The organism is Methylobacterium platani (assembly GCF_001653715.1).
Classification (GTDB): domain Bacteria; phylum Pseudomonadota; class Alphaproteobacteria; order Rhizobiales; family Beijerinckiaceae; genus Methylobacterium; species Methylobacterium platani.
The window spans coordinates 222,163-241,460 of record NZ_LWHQ01000010.1 but is presented as its reverse complement, the minus strand read 5'-3'; the positions used below and the strand labels follow the sequence as shown (position 1 = coordinate 241,460).

Sequence of the window (19,298 nt, the reverse complement as noted above, 5' to 3'; positions counted from 1 at the left end):
AGACCCTTATGTCCACGACCCCGCAGGCTCCCCAGCACGAGAAGCTCGTGATCGTCGGTTCCGGCCCCGCCGGATACACCGCCGCGATCTACGCCGCCCGCGCCATGGTCGAGCCGCTGCTGATCTCCGGGTTCCAGCCCGGCGGCCAGCTGATGATCACCACCGACGTCGAGAATTATCCGGGCTTCGCCGACGCGATCCAGGGCCCGTGGCTGATGGAGCAGATGCGCGCCCAAGCCGAGCATGTCGGCACGCGGATCGTCTCGGAATACATCGCCAAGGTCGACCTCGCGCAGCGGCCGTTCCGGCTCGAGGCGGATTCCGGCGCGGTCTTCACCTGCGACGCGCTCATCATCGCCACCGGCGCCCAGGCGAAGTGGCTCGGCCTGCCCTCCGAGGCGAAGTTCCAGGGCTTCGGCGTCTCGGCCTGCGCCACCTGCGACGGCTTCTTCTTCCGGGCTAAGGAGGTTGTCGTGGTCGGCGGCGGCAACACCGCGGTCGAGGAGGCGCTGTATCTGGCGAACCTCGCCTCCAAGGTCACGGTGGTCCACCGCCGCGATACGTTCCGGGCCGAGCGCATCCTGCAGGAGCGGCTGTTCAAGCATCCGAACGTCGAGGTGGTGTGGAACCACGCGATCGAGGAGATCTGCGGCCAGGACAAGCCGGCCCCCTCGGTCACCCATGTCCGCCTGCGCGACACGACGACCGGGGCGATCACCGAGCGCAAGGCCGACGGCGTGTTCGTCGCCATCGGCCACCAGCCGGCGACGTCGGTGTTCGAGGGGCAGCTGCCCTTCCGGGCCGGCGGCTACCTCGAGGTGCAGCCCGGCACCGCCATGACGGCGATCCCCGGCGTGTTCGCGGCGGGCGACGTGACCGACGACGTCTACCGGCAGGCGATCACCGCCGCCGGGATGGGCTGCATGGCCGCCCTCGAGGCGGAGAAATACCTGGCCAACCTGGCGATCGGCGAAGAGCCGCGCAAGGCTGCGGCCGAGTAGGAGACATCGACCGGGGCCGGGGATGAGCCCCGGCCCCGGCCTTGTGGCGTTCGCTCTGAACTCACCGGCTCGACACCAGCCGGCCGGGGCTCTGGCGAGGGGTTTGACGGCCGTGGACTGGGACAAGATCCGGATTTTCCTCAACGTCGCCGAAGCCGGCAGCTTCACCAAGGCGGGCGACGACATCGGGCTCAGCCAGTCCGCCGTCAGCCGCCAGATCAGCGCCCTGGAGCGGGAGCTGAAGGCGCCGCTGTTCCATCGCCACGCCCGCGGGCTGATCCTGACCGAGCAGGGCGACCTGCTGTTCCGGGCTGCCCGGGACATGAAGATGCGGCTCGAGACCACCCGGGCCCGCCTCGTCGAGACGAGCGAGCGCCCGTCGGGCGACCTCAAGGTGACGACGACGGTGGGCCTCGGCACCGCCTGGCTGTCGCAGCGCGTGGCCGAGTTCCTCGACCTGCATCCGGACGTGCGGGTCGAGCTGATCCTGACCAACGAGGAGCTGGACCTCGCGATGCGCGAGGCCGACGTGGCGATCCGCCTGCGCCGCCCGGCCCAGCCGGACCTGATCCAGCGCCGGCTGTTCACGGTGCACTACCACGTCTTCGCCTCGCTCGAATACATCAAGCGCTTCGGCGAGCCGAAGACGATCGACGATCTCGACAAGCACCGCCTGGTCTCGTTCGGCGGCGACCAGCCGTCCTACCTCATGGCGACGCACTGGCTCGCCACCGTCGGCCGCGAGGGGCGCGAGCACCGCACCATCCACTTCACGGTCAACAACATCTCGGCGCTGCAACTCGCGGTCGAGACCGGCGCCGGCATCGGCATCCTGCCGGACTACGTGGCGGACGGGAACGAGCAGCTGGTGCAGGTCCTGCGCGACTACGAGATGCCGAACCTCGAGAGCTACCTCGTCTACGCCGAGGAGATGCGGACGGTCGCCCGCGTCCAGGCCTTCCGGGACTTCCTGGTCGCGAAGGCGCAGCGCTGGACGTACTGAGCCGGGCGCGTCCGCCGCTTGCCTTTCCGCCCGCCGGCGCCATGCTCCCCTGGCAGCCGCAAGGTCAAGCGACAGGAGCCCCGATGACCGACGACGAGACCTTCATGGCGCGCGCCATCGCGCTGTCGGAGCACACCGCCCTCGTCGAGAGCGCCGGCGGCGCCTTCGGAGCGGTGATCGTGCGCGACGGGCAGATCGTCGGCGAGGGCGCGAACCGGGTCGTCGCCGAGAACGATCCGACCTGGCACGCCGAGATGGCGGCGATCCGCGACGCCTGCAAGAAGGAGGGCAGCTTCAAGCTGCCCGGCAGCACGCTCTACACCTCGGCGGAGCCGTGCCCGATGTGCATGGCCGCCGCCTACTGGGCCGGGATCTCGCGGATCTTCTACGCCTCGACCAACGAGGACGCGCTCCGCCACGGCAATTTCGACGACAGCATGATCTACGAGGAGGTCCGCAAGCCGGCGGACCAGCGCAAGATCCCGATCCGCCAGATCATGCGGGCCGAGGCGATCGAGGTCTGGGAGCGCTACGAGGCCAAGGCCGACCGGGTGCCGTACTGACCGGCGCCGAAGCGGGGCAACCCGGGCCGCCGGCCCGGCGTTGTCCCCCGCAAGTCTGACGCTGGGACAGCGGCGCGAGAACCGCGTCCGGGCGAAAGGCCCCGTCGTCGAAGGAGGCCCCATGCGTCGCCCGCATCATCTCGCCGTCCTCCTCGCCGTGGCCCTCGCCCCGGCCCCGCTCCTCGCGCAGGGCGAGCCGCCCGGGCGGGATCCGGGCGGGACCGGGTCGCTCGGGCCGGCCACCCGCGACACCACCGGCGTCGGCCAGACCAAGCCGCCGGGCGCGGCCCTCGGTCCGGATTCGGGCCTCACGCCGGACCTGCAGGCGCGCGACCGCGAGATCCAGCGGGCGATCGAGACCGGCATCTGCACCGGTTGCACCGAATAGCGCAACACAACCCTATACGGACGGGCGGACGCATTAATCCGCTCTGCATTAGACGGAATGAGCGGTTGCGAGCGCGGTCGGCGGACGACTAAACCGGCCTCAAACCAGCCCGGGGCGCCGCGCCTCGCGACCGGGCCAGCCAGACGAGGGAGGGAGCGCCATGAGCCAGCGGGTCGTCGAGGTCAGCCAGGAAGCGCGCGCACGGGCGCATGTCGACGAGGCCAAGTATCAGGCCTGGTACGACGCCTCGATCCGCGATCCCGAGGCGTTCTGGCGCGAGCACGGCAAGCGCATCGACTGGTTCACCCCCTACACCAAGGTCAAGGAGACGACGTTCGGCCCCGGCGACGTCTCGATCAAGTGGTTTTCCGATGGCGTCACCAACGCCGCCTACAACTGCATCGACCGTCACCTCGAGAGCCGGGGCGACCAGGTGGCGATCATCTGGGAAGGTGACGACCCGTCGGAGTCGCGCCACATCACCTACCGCGAGCTGCACGCGGAAGTGTGCCGGATGGCCAACGTCCTGCGCAACCGCGGCGTCTCGAAGGGCGACCGGGTCACCATCTACCTGCCGATGATTCCCGAGGCCGCCTTCGCGATGCTGGCCTGCGCCCGGCTCGGCGCGATCCACTCGGTGGTGTTCGGCGGCTTCTCGCCGGATTCCCTCGCCGGCCGCATCCAGGGCTGCGACTCGAAGCTCGTCATCACCGCCGACGAGGGCCTGCGCGGCGGCCGCAAGGTGCCGCTGAAGGCGAATGTCGACGCGGCGATCCAGCGCCTTCCCGCCGACAGCGTCGACCACGTCGTCGTGGTGCGCCGGACCGGCGGCGCGGTCGAGATGGACCCGGTGCGCGACGTCTACTACGACGCCGCCGCCGCCCAGGTCACCGACGAGTGCCCGGTGGCCCACGTCGAGGCCGAGCATCCGCTCTTCCTGCTCTACACGTCGGGCTCGACCGGCCAGCCGAAGGGCGTCGTCCACACCACCGGCGGCTACCTCGTCTACGCATCGATGACCCACCAATACGTCTTCGACTACCACGAGGGCGACATCTACTGGTGCACCGCCGATGTCGGCTGGGTCACCGGCCACTCCTACATCCTGTACGGGCCGCTGGCGAACGGCGCCACGACCCTGATGTTCGAGGGGATCCCGACCTACCCGTCGATCTCGCGGTTCTGGGACGTCGTCGACAAGCACAAGGTCAACATCTTCTACACCGCGCCGACCGCGATCCGCTCGCTGATGGGCGCCGGCGAGGAGCCGGTGAAGACGACCTCGCGCGCGTCCCTGCGGGTGCTCGGCTCGGTCGGCGAGCCGATCAACCCGGAGGCCTGGGAGTGGTACTACCGGGTCGTGGGCGACGAGCGCTGCCCGATCGTCGACACCTGGTGGCAGACCGAGACCGGCGGCATCCTCATCACTCCCCTGCCCGGCGCGACCCCGCTCAAGCCCGGCTCGGCGACGCGGCCGTTCTTCGGCGTCAAGCCGGTGGTCGTGGACGGCGACAACGTCGTCCAGGAGGGCGCGTGCGAGGGCAATCTCTGCATCGACGATTCCTGGCCCGGCCAGATGCGCACCGTGTGGGGCGACCACGAGCGCTTCGTCCAGACCTACTTCTCGACCTTCCCGGGCCGCTACTTCTCCGGCGACGGCTGCCGGCGCGACGCCGACGGCTATTACTGGATCACCGGGCGGGTCGACGACGTCATCAACGTCTCGGGCCACCGGATGGGCACGGCGGAGGTCGAATCCTCGCTGGTCGCGCACCCGAAGGTCTCCGAGGCCGCGGTGGTCGGCTATCCCCACGACATCAAGGGCCAGGGCATCTACGCCTACGTCACCCTGATGCAGGGCGAGGAACCCTCGGACGACCTGCGCAAGGAGCTCGTCACCTGGGTGCGCAAGGATATCGGGCCGATCGCCTCGCCCGACCTGATCCAGTTCGCCCCCGGCCTGCCCAAGACCCGCTCCGGCAAGATCATGCGCCGCATCCTGCGCAAGATCGCCGAGAACGAGTTCTCCTCCCTCGGCGACACCTCGACCCTCGCCGAGCCGGCGGTGGTCGACGACCTGATCGAGAACCGGCAGAACCGCGGCAAGTGATCCGCGGCAAGTGATCCGCGTCCGGTGACTGTGGCGCCGGGGCCCCGATCGGGGCCCCGGCTTTTTAATCCCGTGCGAGACGGTGGTTCTTATCAGACCTTCGTCGCATCGAGAGCATTTTCAGTCCCTTTCCGCTGGCATTCGCCGTAGAATCGGGTCATCGGGACTTTTGCGCCGCAGCAAACGCAGTCGGCGTAAGCTCAAGCCTGTCGAGAACGGGCACCAGACAGACCGACGCACCGGCTCATCGTCCGCGCCGTCTTCGGCGCGCGGCGGAGTCGTGTCTGGTCACAGAAGAGAAACAGAGGGAGGCCGGCCGATGGCAGAGGCAGACACCGCACGGGTTCTGGCGAGCCCGCGATTCCGCGAATTGGTGCACGAGCGCACCCGCTTCGCCTGGATCCTGTCCGGCCTGATGCTGGCGATCTACCTCGTCTTCATCCTGCTCATCGCCTTCGCGCACGGCCTGATGTCGACGAAGGTCTTCGGCGGCACCGCCTCCCTCGGCCTGGTGCTCGGCGTCGGGGTGATCCTCGCCGCCTTCCTGCTCACCGGGATCTACGTCTTCCGCGCCAACGGCCGCTTCGACGACCTGACCCGCGACCTGACCCGGGAGCTCGGCCGATGAACCGTCTCGTCCTCGGGGCCCTCGCGCTCCTGTCCCCGGGCGCCGCCCTCGCGGCCGGCCCGGATCTCGGCGCCGTGCAGCAGCAGGCCACGAACTGGCCGGCGATCGGCATGTTCCTGTTCTTCGTGCTGTTCACCCTCGGCATCACCTACAAGGCGGCCAAGGGCTCGAAGTCGGCCGCCGACTTCTACGCCGCCGGCGGCGGCATCTCGGCCGGCACCAACGCGCTCGCGATCGCCGGCGACTACATGTCGGCGGCCTCGTTCCTCGGCATCTCCGGCATGGTCTACAGCTTCGGCTTCGACGGGCTGATCTACTCGACGGGCTTCCTCGTCGGCTGGCCGATCGTGCTGTTCCTGATCGCCGAGCGCCTGCGCAACCTCGGCAAGTTCACCTTCGCCGACGTGGCGAGCTTCCGCCTCGACCAGACCCGGATCCGCATCCTGTCGGCGACCGGCACCCTCGTGGTGGTGGCCTTCTACCTGATCGCCCAGATGGTCGGCGCCGGTAAGCTGATCCAGCTCCTGTTCGGCCTGCCCTACCTCTACGCCGTGATCATCGTCGGCCTCCTGATGATCGTCTACGTCGCCTTCGGCGGCATGAAGGCGACGACCTGGGTCCAGGTGATCAAGGCCTGCCTCTTGCTGTTCGGCGCGACCTTCATGGCGGGCGCCGTGCTCTACAAGTACGGCTTCAGCCCCGAGAAGCTGTTTGCCGCCGCCACCAGCGTCCACCCCAACGGCGACGCGATCATGGGCCCGAGCGGCAACCCCAGGAGCCCGGTGGCGAACCCGATCGACACCATCTCGCTCGGCATCGGCCTGATGTTCGGGACTGCCGGCCTGCCGCACATCCTGATGCGCTTCTTCACCGTCTCGGACGCGCAGGCCGCCCGCAAGTCGGTGTTCTACGCCACCGGCCTGATCGGCTACTTCTACATCCTGACCTTCATCATCGGCTTCGGCGGCATCGCCCTGCTGATGTCGGATCCGAGCTACTTCACGGTCGCGGCCGACGGCACCTATAACAAGCTCACCGGCATGAACGGCTCGACCAACATGGTGGCGGTCAACCTCGCCAACGCCGTCGCCGGTCCGTACTTCCTCGGCTTCATCTCGGCGGTGGCCTTCGCAACCATCCTGGCGGTGGTGGCCGGCCTGACGCTGGCGGGCGCCTCGGCGGTGAGCCACGACCTCTACGCCCAGGTCTTCGCCCGCGGCCGCACCACCGAGCGCACCGAGGTCAACCTGTCCAAGGCGGCGGCGGTGGTGATCGGACTCGTGGCGATCTATCTCGGCTACGTGTTCGAGAACCAGAACGTCGCCTTCATGGTCGGCCTCGCCTTCTCGGTCGCGGCGAGCTGCAACTTCCCGGTCCTGGCGATGTCGATCCTGTGGAAGGGCACCACGACCCTCGGCGCCCTGGTCGGCGGGCTCGTCGGCCTCGTCACCGCGGTGGTGATGGTGGTGCTGTCGAAGGCGGTGTGGGTCACCACCTTCGGCCATGCCGCAGCCCTGTTCCCCTACGACAACCCGGCCCTGTTCTCGATGCCGATCGCGTTCCTCGGCATCTGGCTCGTCTCGAAGATGGACAACAGCGCCCGGGCCAAGCGCGAGCGGGCGGCCTTCGAGGCGCAGTTCGTGCGCTCCGAGACCGGTATCGGAGCGGCGGGCGCGCACGCGCATTGAGGAGATGAGGAGCGGCGGCCGGTGGCCGCCGCTCTCTTGCGCATGACAGATTGTATTGCGAAATGCATGACATCGCCCTACCTTCCTGCGCAGGAGAGGTGCCATGCCCGCCAATGCCCGGAAGGATCATCCGATCTCGATGCGCCTGCCAGAGGCCGATCTGGCGTTGATCGACCGCGCTGCCAGCCTGCGCGGCAGATCCCGCACCGACTTCGTCCGTGAGGCCGCCGTTCTTACAGCTGAAGAAGTGCTGATGGACCAACGCCTGATTCGCCTCAGCCCCGATGCGTTCGCGGAATTCATGAGTATTATTTCAGCGCCCGCCACTGTGGTGCCTGAAATCGTCGAGATCGCCAAACACCGTGCGCCTTGGGAAAACCAAGACGACGAGGGCTGATACGTGGCCCTGTCCGCGCCCGAACCGCTCTGCGCGTCGCATGAGACCGCGGCGTTCTCGTGCGGCAAGCCGGCTCTCGATCGCTGGCTCAAGACACGGGCGCTGTCCAACCAGGAAAAGGGCTTCACGGCAGTGATGGTCGTGCACGAGGCCCGTCGGGTTATCGGTTATTATGGGCTGGCGCCGACGGCCGTCGTTCCGGACATTCTGCCTCGCGCGATCAGAACCGGGCAGCCACCCGATCCGGTGCCGTGCCTGCTGCTGGGCCAGCTTGCAACAGATACCGGTTGGGCAGGGCGCGGCATCGGCAAAGGCCTACTCAAACACGCGCTCGGGCGTTGCGTGAAGGCGGCGGCACTCGTCGGCGGACGTGCGGTCATGGTTCACGCGGTGGACGACGAGGCCGTGGCATTCTGGCAGCGATGGGGATTCGTCGCTACGCGGAACAGCGAACACGAACTCGTCCGTTCGATCGCCGACATCGCCGCTTCGTTCACGGCCCCTCGGACGTGATGTACTCCGACGTGCGTATCGGCCGGTCTCCTCAATGCCCGCCCGGCTCCGCGTGCATCCGCCGGATCCGCCGCACCGTCCACCACACGCCCACCAGCACCAGCGGCACCGCCAGAGCGGTCCCGACGGTCGCGTCCACCGGTACGCCGGCGTGGTGCACGCCCTCCAGCACGTGGTGGACGAGGCTCGCGACGTAGTAGGTGATGGCCGCGACCGAGAGGCCTTCGACGGTCTGCTGCAGGCGCAGCTGCAGCCGCACCCGGTCGTTCATCGCCTGGAGCTGGGCCTGGTTCTGGCGCTCCAATTCGATGTCGACCCGGGTGCGCAGCATCTGGGCGGCGCGGGCGAGGCGGCGCGAGAGCAGGTCCTGGCGATCGGCGATGACGAGGCAGGTGCGGATCGCCGGGTTGTAGCGCCGGGCGAGGAACATCGACCAGCTGGTCTGGCCGGACACCGCGTGCTCCCCCGCCGCCGAGAGGCGCAGGCGCACCAGCTCGTCGTAGGCGCGCGTCGCGCCGAAGCGGAACATCGTGCGCGAGGAGCCGGCTTCGAGCTCCGCGGCGAGCGCGATCAGCCGGTCGAGCAGGGCGTGATTCTCCGAGAAGCCCTCGCTGGTGCGCATCGCCTCCATCAGGGTCGGCAGCTCGGTCTCGATCCGCCGGATCGTCGGACCGAGGCTCTGCGCCTCCGGCAGGCCGAGGAGCGCGAGGGTGCGGTAGGTCTCGATCTCGAGCAGACGCTGCACCAGGGCGCCGGCGCCGAGCCGGCTGAGCCGCCGGTCGGCCACCACGACGCGGACGTAGCCGTGCGGGTCGGGCTGGAAGTCCGTCGCGATCACCGCGGCGCCGCTCTCGGCCTCGGCCATGGCGAGGGAGGCGGCGTTGAAGGTCGAGACGATCTCCGGCGGCAGCCCGCCCTCCACCGCCGGCAGGAGGTGCAGGTCGACGGCGACGAGGAGCGGGCCGGGCTGGGCCACCTCCCCCATCGCGCCCTCGAGCGCGTCGGGCTGGGGCTGGAAGGCGTGGGCCTGGGAATCGCCGAACTCCCACGTGTAGGTGGTGAATTCGCTGTGGCTCTCCCAGCGCAGGATCGCGCCCGAGAACACCACCCGGTGCTGCTTGGCCCCCGGCGCCGGGCCGGGATGGCCGAGGCCCGTGCAATAGGCCTCGAGCGCGTCGCGGTCGGACGCGGCGGCGTCGCCGTCGGTCAGGAAGGCGTAGTGCAGGAAGCGGCGGGGCGTCTTTACCGGGGTGAACGGCCGGGCATGAACCTCCGCCAGCACCCGCGCCCGCAGGGGGTGTTCGTCCAGCCGCATCCTCTTGGGTCCCGCCTCTCGTCAAGCTCCGTCTGGCTTGACCGAGGCGGGCCCGCGGGTCAACGGGCCGGTCGCCGAGCGGACCGCCCGGTCTCGTCGGTGCCGCAACCGGCCGCTGCGGCGGCCCGGTCGCTTCAGTGCCGCAACGGGCCGCCGCAGCGGCCCGGTCGCTTCAGTGCCGGAAGTGGCGGTGGCCGGTGAGCACCATGGCGAGGCCGGCCTCGTCGGCGGCGCGGATCACCTCGTCGTCGCGCATCGACCCGCCGGGCTGGATCACCGCCGTGGCGCCGGCCTCGGCCGCGGCGAGCAGGCCGTCGGCGAAGGGGAAGAAGGCGTCGGAGGCGACGACCGCGCCGCGGGCGAGGCTCTCCGGCAGGCCGGCGGCCTTGGCGGCTTCCGCCGCCTTCCAGGCGGCGATCCGCGAGGAATCGACCCGCGACATCTGCCCGGCGCCGATGCCGACGGTCGCGCCGTCGCGCGCGTAGACGATCGCGTTCGACTTGACGTGCTTGGCGACCCGGAAGGCGAAGCGGAGATCCGACAGCTCGGCCTCGGTCGGCGCGCGCTTCGTCACGACCTTGAGCGGCATGTCGTCGACGACGGCGTTGTCGCGGTCCTGCACCAGGAAGCCGCCCGCCACCGTGCGCCAGGCCTGGCCGGGGGCACGCGGATCGGCGATGCCGCCGGCGGTCAGCAGGCGCAGGTTCTTCTTGGCGGCGACGATCGCGACCGCCTCCTCGGTGGCGTCGGGCGCGATGATCACCTCCGTGAAGATCTCGACGATCCTGCGCGCCGCCTCGGCGTCGAGGGTGCGGTTCAGCGCGACGATGCCGCCGAAGGCCGAGACCGGATCGCAGCGCAGCGCCCGCTCGTAGGCCTCGAGCAGGCTCCCCCCTTCCGCGACGCCGCAGGGATTGGCGTGCTTGACGACGACGACCGCCGCCGTGCGGACGGGATCGAACTCGCTCACCGCCTCGTAGGCGGCATCGGTGTCGTTGAGGTTGTTGTAGGACAGCTCCTTGCCCTGGAGCTGGCGCGCGGTGGCCACGCCCGGCCGGGCCGCGCCGGCGGTGCGGTAGAACGCGGCCTTCATGTGCGGGTTCTCGCCGTAGCGCAGGCCCTGCGCCAGCGTGCCGCCCAAGGCCCGGAAGGTCTGGCCGTCCGGCGCCGCGTCGATCTCGCCGGCGAGCCAGGTCGCGATCGCCGCGTCGTAGGAGGCGGTGCGGGCATAGGCCTTCTGGGCGAGCCGCCGCCGGGTCGCCCGGGTCACGGCGCCGTCATGGGCGTCGAGGTCGGCGAGCACCGTCGCGTAATCGGCGACGTCGACCACCACCGCGACGTCCTCGTGGTTCTTGGCCGCGGCGCGGATCATCGCCGGGCCGCCGATGTCGATGTTCTCGATGCACTCGTCCGCGGGCTTGCCGGCGGCGAGCGTCGCCTCGAAGGGATAGAGGTTGACGACGAGGAGGTCGATCGCCGCGATGCCGTGGGCCAGCATGGCGGCCTGGTGCTCGGGGTTGTCGCGGATGGCGAGCAGGCCGCCATGCACGCCCGGATGCAGGGTCTTGACCCGGCCGTCCATCATCTCGGGAAAGCCCGTGAGGTCGGAGACCTCGGTCACCGGCAGGCCCGCGTCGCGGAGCGTCCGGTGGGTGCCGCCGGTCGAGACCAGGGTGACGCCGCGGGCGGCGAGCGCGCGAGCGAACTCCACCAGCCCGGTCTTGTCGGAGACGGAGAGGAGCGCACGGGAGATGCGGGAAAGGTCGCTCGCCATGGGGATCCGGGTCTTTCGGTCGTGGGGCGCGGCCGGGCGAATCGCGGGGAATTCCCCGAGCCGGCGCAGGATCTTCGGGCGCGCCTAGCAGAAACCGCCGGTCGAGGCCAGATGTTGCGGCGCGGGAGAAACCGCCGGTCCCGCACCGCCCCGCACGGCTTCCCCCACGGCATCGGCCGTGGAGGATCGCACGCTCACGCTTTCTGACGGATAGGCTCCGGGGGGCAGACTTGCTATGAGGAGGCCGGCCGCTTCCCACCCCGGGAGCGGCCGGTCGCGCCACGGGAGGCGGTGATTTTCTCCGACAGTCCCTGGGGGACGGGCCTCGGCCTGTTCGCCATCGTGTTCCTGGTCTTCGCGAACGGGTTCTTCGTCGCGGCCGAGTTCGCCCTGGTGGCGGTCCGGCGCAGCCGGGTCCAGGAGCTCGTGGCCGAGAAGCGGGCCCATGCGGGCGCCCTGCAGCGGGCGGTCGACAGCCTCGATTCGCACCTCGCCGCGACGCAGCTCGGCATCACCATCTCGTCCCTGGCGCTGGGCTGGGTCGGCGAACCGGCGCTCGCCCACCTGATCGAGCCGCTGCTGGCCTTCCTGCCGCAGGGGGCGAGCACGGCCGGCGCCCACGCGGTCGCGGTGGTGTTCTCCTTCGTGGTCATCACCTCGCTGCACATCGTGCTCGGCGAGCTGGCGCCCAAGAGCCTGGCGCTGCAGCGCAGCGAGCGCACGGCGCTCGCCATCGTGCGGCCGCTGCGGCTGTTCCTGCTGGTCTTCCGCCCGGCGATCTCGTTCCTCAACGGGCTCGGCAACGGCGTGCTGCGGCTGTGCGGGCTGCAGCCGGGCTCCGGCGAGGGCTCGCTGCACTCCACCGCCGAATTGTCGCTGCTGGTCGCGGCCAGCCAGGAGGCCGGCCTGATCCAGGAGGCGCAGCAGGCGGCGGTGCAGCGCATCTTCGGCATCGGCGAGCGGCGGGTGCGGGACATCATGACGCCGCGCCACGAGGTCGACTGGATCGACGTCGAGGATCCCCGCGAGGCGGTGCTGGAGACGATCCGCGCCTGCCGCCACGAGCAGCTGGTGGCGAGCCGGGGCGAGATCCACGAGATCGTCGGCGTGCTGCGCAAGCAGGACGTGCTCAACCAGCTCCTCGACGGGGCGCCGATCACCCTCGACGCGATCATCCGCGAGCCGATCGTCGTCCACGAGGCGATGCCGATCCTGCGGGTGCTCGAGACCTTCAAGGCCAAGCCGGTCCGGATGGCGATCGTCGTCGACGAGTACGGCAGCCTGGAGGGCATCGTCACCCAGACCGACCTCCTCGAGGCGATCGCCGGCGACATCCCGGAGACCGACGACGATGAGCCGATGGTGGTCGAGCGCCAGGACGGCTCGCTGCTGATCGACGGGATGATGCCGGCGGTCGAGGCGTTCGAGCGCCTCGGCCTCACCGAGCGGCCCGATACCGACGACTTCTCGACGCTTGCCGGCTTCGTGATCTTCCAGCTCGGCCGCATCCCGGCGGCCGGCGACGGATTCGAGCGCAGCGGCTGGCGCTTCGAGGTCGTCGACATGGATGGACGCCGGGTCGACAAGATCCTGGCCGAGCGGGTCGAGGCCTGACCGTCGCGCCCGGCGCGGGATACCGGCCGGATATCCCGACCTTCCCCTGCGTGAATCGGCCTTGCAAACCCTCGCCGTACGGTTACGTATCGGCCTGCCAGATTATCCCGGGCCGCCGTTCCGGCGGTCCCGCCCTCAGCGAAGGAGCCTCGCACCCATGGCCATGAACCGCACCCTCCTGCTCGCCGCCCTGCTGGTCGCGCCCCTCGCCCTGCCGGCCTCGGCCGAGGCCAAGCCGAAGGGCGACCGCACCATCGCGGCGGTCGACACCGATTCGGACGGCACGATCGACCTCGCCGAGGCCAAGGCCGCCGCCGGCGCGGTGTTCGACAAGCTCGAGAAGGATGCCGACGGCACCCTCGACACCAAGGAGCTGCAGGGCCGCGTCAGCCGCAAGGACCTGAAGGCCGCCGACCCGGACAACGACGGCACGCTCACCAAGGACGAGTACCTCGCCCTGGTCGAGGCCCGCTTCAAGGCCGCCGATCCGGACAACGACGGCACCCTCGACGCCAAGGAGCTGCGCACGCCGGCCGGCAAGGCCCTGGCGCGCCTGCTGAAGTAAGCGCCGTCCAGACGGGGCGGCCCCCAGGGCCGCCTCGTCACGAGGTCAGTCGCAGCGCTCGCTGTGGACGGTCTTGCTGTCGCCGTACTCGTTGGTCTTCTTCACGGTCTTGGTCTCGCAGCCGCCGACCGAGCCGGTCGACTCGACCGAGCGCTTCTCGATCACCGTGCTGCGCTCCACCGGGGCGGAATCCCGCCGGATCACCGTCACGTCCTCGGCGAGAGCCGGAACGGTGACGAGAGCCGCGAGCGTCGCGAGGGTGGCGAGGCGGAAGGACATCGAAGGTCTCCAGGCTTGAGCGTTCAATCGTGCTGAGAACGCCATAGTCAAGCCGACGGTTCCGCAGTCTTCGCCGCGCCGCGGGCGACGGGCCGCGACGGGCGATCGCGCGCCCCGGGACTTTGCCGGACTTTGATGGTGCGGTGCCCTCAAAACGGCGCGAATCGCGGCTGAACTGTCGCCACGCCGCGGGCCGGACCCGAGCCGCGCCGGCCGCAGGAGATCGTCACCGTGCCCGCAGCCGGCCCCCTCGACCGCAGCCCATCGGGGGAGGCGGCGCCAGCCGGCCTTCCGGCACGTCTCGTCGCGCTCCTGCGGGCTGCCCGTCTGCCCCTGCCCCAGCACGCCTGGTTCTGGATCGGCATCCTCGCCCTCAGCGCCGGGGCGGGCCTGCTCTACGACGCGCTGTTCCAGAACGGCATCCCGCTGGTGGCGGCGATCCACGGCCTGTTCATCGGCGCCTGCGCGCTCATGATGGAGCGCGGCACCCTGCTGCCGCGATTGCAGGCGCGCCTGCGCCGCCTGCCGACCTTTCTTTACGTCCCGATCGCCGAACTCGCCTATGTCGGCATGATCACGCTCGGCCACGCCGCCGGCGGCGTCGTCGTGTGGAGCACCGGGCTCAGCCCCGAGCCCTTCGGCGAGGCGGTGGTGCCCTCGCTCCGGGTGCTGGTCTACGCGCTCGCGGTCTCGGCGCTGCTGGTCTTCGTGGTGCGGATGCGCGACCTCATCGGCGCCGAGGTGTTCGTCAACCTCCTGGTCGGGCGCTATCACCGCCCGGTCGAGGAGGAGCGCATCTTCCTGTTCGTCGACGTCGTCGGCTCGACCGCCTATGCCGAGACGCACGGCGCCCTGAAGACCCAGGCCTTCCTCGGCGCGGTCTTCGCCACCCTCGCCGAGCCGGTGCGGCGCTGCCAGGGCTCGACCGACGACTTCATCGGCGACATGGCGATGATCACCTGGCCGATGGCCCGCGGCCTGCAAGGCGCCCGCTGCGTCGCCTGCGTGCTGGCGATCCAGGAGACCCTGGCGCGGGACGCGGCGGCCTGGGAGGAGCGCTTCGGCGAGACGCCGCGCATCCGCGCCGCCCTGCATGGCGGCCCGGTGGTGACCGCCGAGGTCGGGGTCGACCGCCACAAGATCGCGTATTTCGGCGATGCCGTGAACGTGACCGCGCGGCTGGAGGCGCTGTGCCGGACCCTCGACGCCCCGGTGCTGATCTCCGGCGACCTGCTCGCCAAGCTGCCGCGCCTGCCCGACGGCGTCCGGGCCCGGCCGCTCGGCGAGCACGCCGTGCGCGGGCGCGACCAGGTCCTGGCGGTCGCCGCCCTCGAGCACCTGCCGCAGGGCGGCCGCGCGGCGGCCTGACCGCGCCCGGCCGCCATCGGCATTCGGTCTCCTTCCTCTAGGTCAGTTGCGCCGCGGTCCAGTCCTCGGCGCCGTCCGCGCCGCAGGAGCGTCGCTTTTCGCGCAGCGCAGCGTATTCAGCGCCCAGCATTCACGAGCGGGAAGCCCGCCGCCGCCGCGGCGGACGGTCGAGCGTGGCCGGTCATGCTCGTCGCGATCGGTCGATCGGGTCGCGCGTGATGGAATCGCGACGTAGTTTATGCCCCGATCATCATCGGCCAGCATCATACCATCTCACGGTTGCTGCCGTCCGCATGTGGGCTGCTGCGCGTTCGTCCGCATGAACGTAATGTGTTCTTTGCTTCGTCCGAAAGGTGCTGTCAGCGCTGCGAGACATAAGCCAAAGAGGACGGCCCCGCCGTCCCTCCCCCGAACGAGGTGGAGTCCCCCTCCGCCAAGGGTGAACGCAGCACAACCGATCCTTGAACCGCTTCGAGCAAGATTTTCGGCCGCCGCTTGACCGCAGGCGAGATTAGCTTGTTTTTCCTCTTGCGGTTCCCGCGCCGACATCATAGTTGCAGCGTTAAGCAAAGACAGGCCAGCCCTGCGGCATCAGAATCCTGAGGCGGGAATGTCCAAGCGTCTTACGGATCTACCCTGAACAGAGGGCCGACGTGATGAGTGAGAGTGAGGCGTCGACGAGCCACATCGGGCTGGCTGCCGATATCGTGGCGGCTTTCGTGAGCAACAATTCGGTCCCGGTCGCCGATCTGCCGGCCCTGATCGCCTCGGTCCATTCCGCTTTGGGCGGCCTCGGCAGCGGTGCCGCGATCGAGCAGGCCGCGCCGCTGACCCCGGCCGTGCCGATCAAGAAGTCGATCATGCCGGATTATCTCGTCTGCCTCGAGGACGGCAAGAAGTTCAAGTCGCTGAAGCGCCATCTGCGCACGCGCTACGGCCTGTCACCCGAGGAATATCGGGCGCGCTGGAACCTGTCGCCGGACTATCCGATGGTGGCGCCGAACTACGCGGCGGCGCGCTCGGAACTGGCGAAGACCATGGGGCTGGGGCAGCAGCGGCGCAAGTCTCTCCGCGGCTCCGAGAGCTGACCGGCCGGGAGCCGCTCCGGCCGTGAGCCGCAGTGGCTCATGAAAATACACGCTGAAGTGGAATTTTTGGAGGGCCCTAATCCCAGTCGGGGTTCGGGCGCTCGCCGATGAGGCAGTTGGCCCGGGGCTCGCCCTGGACCCGCCGCAGCAGCGGGCCGGCCTGCGAGGGGTCGATCCCCGGGCCGACCTCCCGCCCCGCCACCTCGCGGATGATCTTGGTGCGGATCGCGGCGGCGAACTGGTCGCGCTCGCGCACCGGCACCATGAAGCTGCCGCTGCCGCCGATGACGCAGTCGCGGTAGTAGAGGTCGAGGTCCTTGATGTCCCAGGGCCCGCTCGGCTCGCGGATCATCAGCGGCAGGCCGTTGATGACGATCCCCTGGCCGACGGCATCGTCCCGGGCCTTGGTCACCGACCGGCCCTGGTTGTTCGGGCCGTCGCCCGAGACGTCGATCACCCGCCGCGTCGCCTCGAAGCCGCTGCCCGCGAGCAGCCCGGCGGAGAAGTCGATGGCGCTGGCGATCGAGGTCCAGGTCGAGCGGCGGGGCGGGCTCTGGCCCAGCCTCTCGGCGAAGCCGGTCGCCTCCTCGGGCCCGGCGATCAGCGTCCAGGGCACCACGACCCGCTGGTTGCCGACGCCGGCCCACTCGACATAGGTGACGGCGATGCGCCCGACCATGCCCTGGCGGATCGCCTGATGGACCGCCGGGTTGCGGAACGCCTCGACGTAGCCCTCCCGCTGCACCGCCTGCTCGTCGCCGGTCATCGACAGGGAGACGTCGACGGCGAGCACCAGGGCGACGTCGACCTCGACCGGCCCGTCCCCGGCCCGGACGGGAGGCCCGGCCGCCGTGGCGGCCAGCAGGCAGGCGAGAAGCGCGACGATGCGTGATCTCATCCGGGCACTCCCGTGCGCCGGCCCGCTCCGGGCTCCGGCGACGCCGCAGGATCGGCTGCCCGGCGTCCCGAACGCAAGCGCCGCGAAGGCCTTGCCTCGACACGCTCGCGTGAGGGCGGACGCGCGTTCGCCGGCGCGTTCTGCTGTGGATGAATCCCGGGACAGGCGGTGCCTTAGGCTGGGGACAACCCGCACCCACGACACTCCGCACCGTCCGGCCGCGCGCCCTGCGCGGCGCCGAGGGTTTTCACGATGCCCCGTCCCTCCAGCCTCGCCGACCGCGTGTTCTGGCCCGTCGTGGCCGGCGGCGCGGCGAGCCTGTGGTTCGGGCCCAGGGCGCTCGCCGTCGCCGGCCTGGTGGTGGTCGTGCTCGTCCTGCACCGGCTCGGGCGCGGCGGCCGCTTCCGGCGCCGGGTCCGGGCCCTCGCCCGCCGGCATCGCGAAACGCTGGCGCTCCGCCGCCGGCAGGAGAGCTACGTCGATCCCTACGGCAACGAGATCCTCGACGGCTGGCTGCGGGAGCGCCGCTACTTCGCCGAGCGGACGGTGGCGCCGCGGCTCGAGGCGGAGGGCTACGGCGACCTGATCGCGGCGCGCTGGGACGAGATCCTGTCCATCGTCGAGGCGGCCTCCGTGAGCGTCGCGGCGCCGGACGAGGGCGCGGCGCTGCCGGAGGACGGGCTCGCCTACGAGCGCTACTGCGCCGCCCTGCTCGAGCGGGCCGGCTGGGAGGCGCGCACCACGAAGGCCGCGGGCGACCAGGGCGCCGACGTGGTGGCGGAGCGCGACGGGGTGCGGCTGGTCGTGCAGTGCAAGCGCTACGCGAAGCCGGTCGGCAACGGCGCGGTGCAGGAGGTGGTCGCGGCACGCAGCTACTGGCACGCCGACTGGGCCGCCGTGGTCTCGAATGCCGGGTTCACGCCCGCGGCGCGCAAGCTGGCGGCGGCGACCGACGTGCTGCTGCTGCACCACGACGCGCTGGCGGAGCTCGGCGGGCCGTCGGGCGGGCGGGGACGCTGAGCCGCGGCCGACGAATCGACTGGCGGGTGAGCGCGGAAGCGCGGCACAGTCGAGAGCCGGCCCCTCCTCCGATACGGGAACGCAGACCGCCATGATCGATCCGCGCCGACTCGCCGGAGTGCCGGGCCTCGCCGTGCGCGGCCTCGTCGGGCTGGTCTATCCGCCGAGCTGCATCGGCTGCGGCGCCGCGACGGCCGTGCCGCACGCGCTCTGCGCCGGCTGCTGGAGCGGGATGCGCTTCATCGAGCGGCCCTATTGCGAGCGGCTCGGCACGCCGTTCTCGGTCGATCTCGGGAGTCCGGGCCTGCTGTCGCCCTCGGCACTCGCCGATCCGCCGGTCTATGCCCGCGCCCGGGCGGTGGCGCGCTACGACGCCACGGCGCGGCGGCTGGTGCAGCGGCTGAAATACGAGGACCGCCTCGACCTCGCCGGCGCTCTCGGGACGATGATGGCGCGGGCGGGCGCCGAACTCCTGGCCGAGGCCGACCTGGCGGTGCCGGTGCCGCTCTGGCGCTGGCGGTTGTGGTGGCGGCGCTTCAACCAGGCCGCCCTGCTCGCCCGGGCCGCGACCCGCGGCAGCGCCGTCGCCGTGGCGCCGGAGCTGCTGGCCCGGGTCAAGCGCACCCGCCAGCAGGTCGGCTTGAGCCGCGCCGCCCGGGCCGAGAACCTGCAGGGCGCCTTCCGGGTGCCGGACGCGGCCCGTCCCCGGCTCCTCGGCAAGCGGGTCCTCCTCGTCGACGACGTGCTGACCACGGGCGCGACGGCGAACGCCGCCGCCCGGGCGCTCCTGCGCGGCGGGGCGGCGGCGGTCGACGTGCTGGTCTTCGCCCGCGTGGTGAGCGACGGGCGCGACGGCACCGGTTGAGCCCCGGGGAGTGCGGGCGCTGCGGAGGCGCCGCTTGTCCTCGCATCGCCGGCAGCGCAAGGGTCGACCGACTACCTGGCCTCCCGTCTGCCGCGATAGGCGGCGGCTCTCAGATAGTTATCGATCTTCTCGCGGCTGCAGGGACGCCGTCCCTCGTGATATCCGTTGTGAACGAAGTGGATGAACGGATCGATCGTGCTCGCGCACGGTCCACGACACGA

19 protein-coding genes are annotated in these 19,298 nt (G+C 70.6%); 15 read left to right on the top strand and 4 right to left on the bottom strand.

Annotation, left to right across the window (positions count from 1 at the left end):
* The first annotated feature begins 8 nt into the window (after positions 1–8).
* The 9 genes from trxB (at position 9) to A5481_RS05650 (ending at position 8,291) form a co-directional block, all read left to right on the top strand.
* Positions 9–1,001, top strand: a complete 993-nt coding sequence (gene trxB, locus A5481_RS05690; protein WP_048434236.1) for a thioredoxin-disulfide reductase — start codon at positions 9–11, stop codon at positions 999–1,001.
* 112 nt (positions 1,002–1,113) lie between these two features.
* Positions 1,114–2,004, top strand: coding sequence for a LysR family transcriptional regulator (locus A5481_RS05685; RefSeq protein ID WP_048434235.1), 891 nt, complete (start codon positions 1,114–1,116; stop codon positions 2,002–2,004).
* A gap of 83 nt (positions 2,005–2,087) precedes the next feature.
* Positions 2,088–2,567 carry a nucleoside deaminase gene (locus tag A5481_RS05680; protein ID WP_048434234.1) on the top strand — a complete coding sequence of 160 codons (480 nt, stop codon included), beginning with the start codon at positions 2,088–2,090 and terminating at the stop codon, positions 2,565–2,567.
* 121 nt (positions 2,568–2,688) lie between these two features.
* A complete protein-coding gene (locus A5481_RS05675; protein ID WP_048434233.1) occupies positions 2,689–2,955 on the top strand; it encodes a hypothetical protein in 267 nt (88 codons plus the stop codon).
* A gap of 160 nt (positions 2,956–3,115) precedes the next feature.
* Entirely contained in the window at positions 3,116–5,065 is a 1,950-nt protein-coding gene (gene acs / locus A5481_RS05670) for an acetate--CoA ligase (RefSeq protein WP_048434232.1), read from the top strand.
* Positions 5,066–5,384: 319 nt separating this feature from the next.
* Positions 5,385–5,693 carry a DUF485 domain-containing protein gene (locus A5481_RS05665; RefSeq protein ID WP_048434231.1) on the top strand — a complete coding sequence of 103 codons (309 nt, stop codon included), beginning with the start codon at positions 5,385–5,387 and terminating at the stop codon, positions 5,691–5,693.
* Positions 5,690–7,381 carry a cation acetate symporter gene (locus A5481_RS05660; RefSeq protein WP_048434230.1) on the top strand — a complete coding sequence of 564 codons (1,692 nt, stop codon included), beginning with the start codon at positions 5,690–5,692 and terminating at the stop codon, positions 7,379–7,381. Before A5481_RS05665 ends, A5481_RS05660 begins: the two co-directional genes overlap by 4 nt.
* A 103-nt stretch (positions 7,382–7,484) precedes the next feature.
* Complete coding sequence (locus tag A5481_RS05655; protein ID WP_048434229.1) at positions 7,485–7,778, top strand: type II toxin-antitoxin system TacA family antitoxin; 294 nt, start codon at positions 7,485–7,487, stop codon at positions 7,776–7,778.
* 3 nt (positions 7,779–7,781) lie between these two features.
* The gene (locus A5481_RS05650) at positions 7,782–8,291 is read left to right on the top strand and encodes a GNAT family N-acetyltransferase (protein ID WP_048434228.1); all 510 of its coding nucleotides are present in this window, start codon (positions 7,782–7,784) and stop codon (positions 8,289–8,291) included.
* Positions 8,292–8,322: 31 nt separating this feature from the next.
* On the opposite strand, the gene A5481_RS05645 is transcribed toward A5481_RS05650, so the two are convergent.
* Both A5481_RS05645 and purH read right to left on the bottom strand, forming a co-directional pair.
* Entirely contained in the window at positions 8,323–9,606 is a 1,284-nt protein-coding gene (locus A5481_RS05645; protein WP_048434227.1) for a DUF3422 family protein, read from the bottom strand.
* Positions 9,607–9,778: 172 nt separating this feature from the next.
* Positions 9,779–11,380, bottom strand: a complete 1,602-nt coding sequence (gene purH, locus A5481_RS05640) for a bifunctional phosphoribosylaminoimidazolecarboxamide formyltransferase/IMP cyclohydrolase (RefSeq protein ID WP_048434226.1) — start codon at positions 11,378–11,380, stop codon at positions 9,779–9,781.
* Between the two features lie 291 nt (positions 11,381–11,671).
* Between purH and A5481_RS05635 the strand changes: the two genes are divergently transcribed.
* Together A5481_RS05635 and lanM are read left to right on the top strand one after the other, a co-directional pair.
* Positions 11,672–12,994 carry a hemolysin family protein gene (locus A5481_RS05635; RefSeq protein ID WP_048434225.1) on the top strand — a complete coding sequence of 441 codons (1,323 nt, stop codon included), beginning with the start codon at positions 11,672–11,674 and terminating at the stop codon, positions 12,992–12,994.
* Between the two features lie 163 nt (positions 12,995–13,157).
* Positions 13,158–13,559: a lanmodulin LanM gene (gene lanM / locus A5481_RS05630; RefSeq protein ID WP_053082380.1), complete on the top strand. Its 402-nt coding sequence runs from the start codon at positions 13,158–13,160 to the stop codon at positions 13,557–13,559.
* A 45-nt stretch (positions 13,560–13,604) separates the two neighbouring features.
* Here lanM and A5481_RS05625 read toward each other — a convergent pair whose 3' ends face one another.
* Complete coding sequence (locus A5481_RS05625) at positions 13,605–13,838, bottom strand: hypothetical protein (RefSeq protein WP_048434223.1); 234 nt, start codon at positions 13,836–13,838, stop codon at positions 13,605–13,607.
* A 333-nt stretch (positions 13,839–14,171) separates the two neighbouring features.
* Here A5481_RS05625 and A5481_RS05620 point away from each other — a divergent pair, with 333 nt between their 5' ends.
* Both A5481_RS05620 and A5481_RS05615 read left to right on the top strand, forming a co-directional pair.
* Positions 14,172–15,206 carry an adenylate/guanylate cyclase domain-containing protein gene (locus A5481_RS05620; protein ID WP_425339738.1) on the top strand — a complete coding sequence of 345 codons (1,035 nt, stop codon included), beginning with the start codon at positions 14,172–14,174 and terminating at the stop codon, positions 15,204–15,206.
* Between the two features lie 656 nt (positions 15,207–15,862).
* Positions 15,863–16,294 (top strand): Ros/MucR family transcriptional regulator, encoded by a 432-nt coding sequence (locus A5481_RS05615; RefSeq protein WP_048434222.1) that lies wholly within the window; start codon positions 15,863–15,865, stop codon positions 16,292–16,294.
* A gap of 76 nt (positions 16,295–16,370) precedes the next feature.
* On the opposite strand, the gene A5481_RS05610 is transcribed toward A5481_RS05615, so the two are convergent.
* Entirely contained in the window at positions 16,371–17,192 is an 822-nt protein-coding gene (locus A5481_RS05610; RefSeq protein ID WP_048434221.1) for a DUF1194 domain-containing protein, read from the bottom strand.
* A gap of 252 nt (positions 17,193–17,444) precedes the next feature.
* On the opposite strand from A5481_RS05610, the gene A5481_RS05605 reads away from it, so the two are divergent.
* Complete coding sequence (locus A5481_RS05605) at positions 17,445–18,212, top strand: restriction endonuclease (protein WP_048434220.1); 768 nt, start codon at positions 17,445–17,447, stop codon at positions 18,210–18,212.
* Positions 18,213–18,303: 91 nt separating this feature from the next.
* Positions 18,304–19,077 carry a ComF family protein gene (locus tag A5481_RS05600; RefSeq protein WP_048434219.1) on the top strand — a complete coding sequence of 258 codons (774 nt, stop codon included), beginning with the start codon at positions 18,304–18,306 and terminating at the stop codon, positions 19,075–19,077.
* Positions 19,078–19,298: the final 221 nt, after the last annotated feature.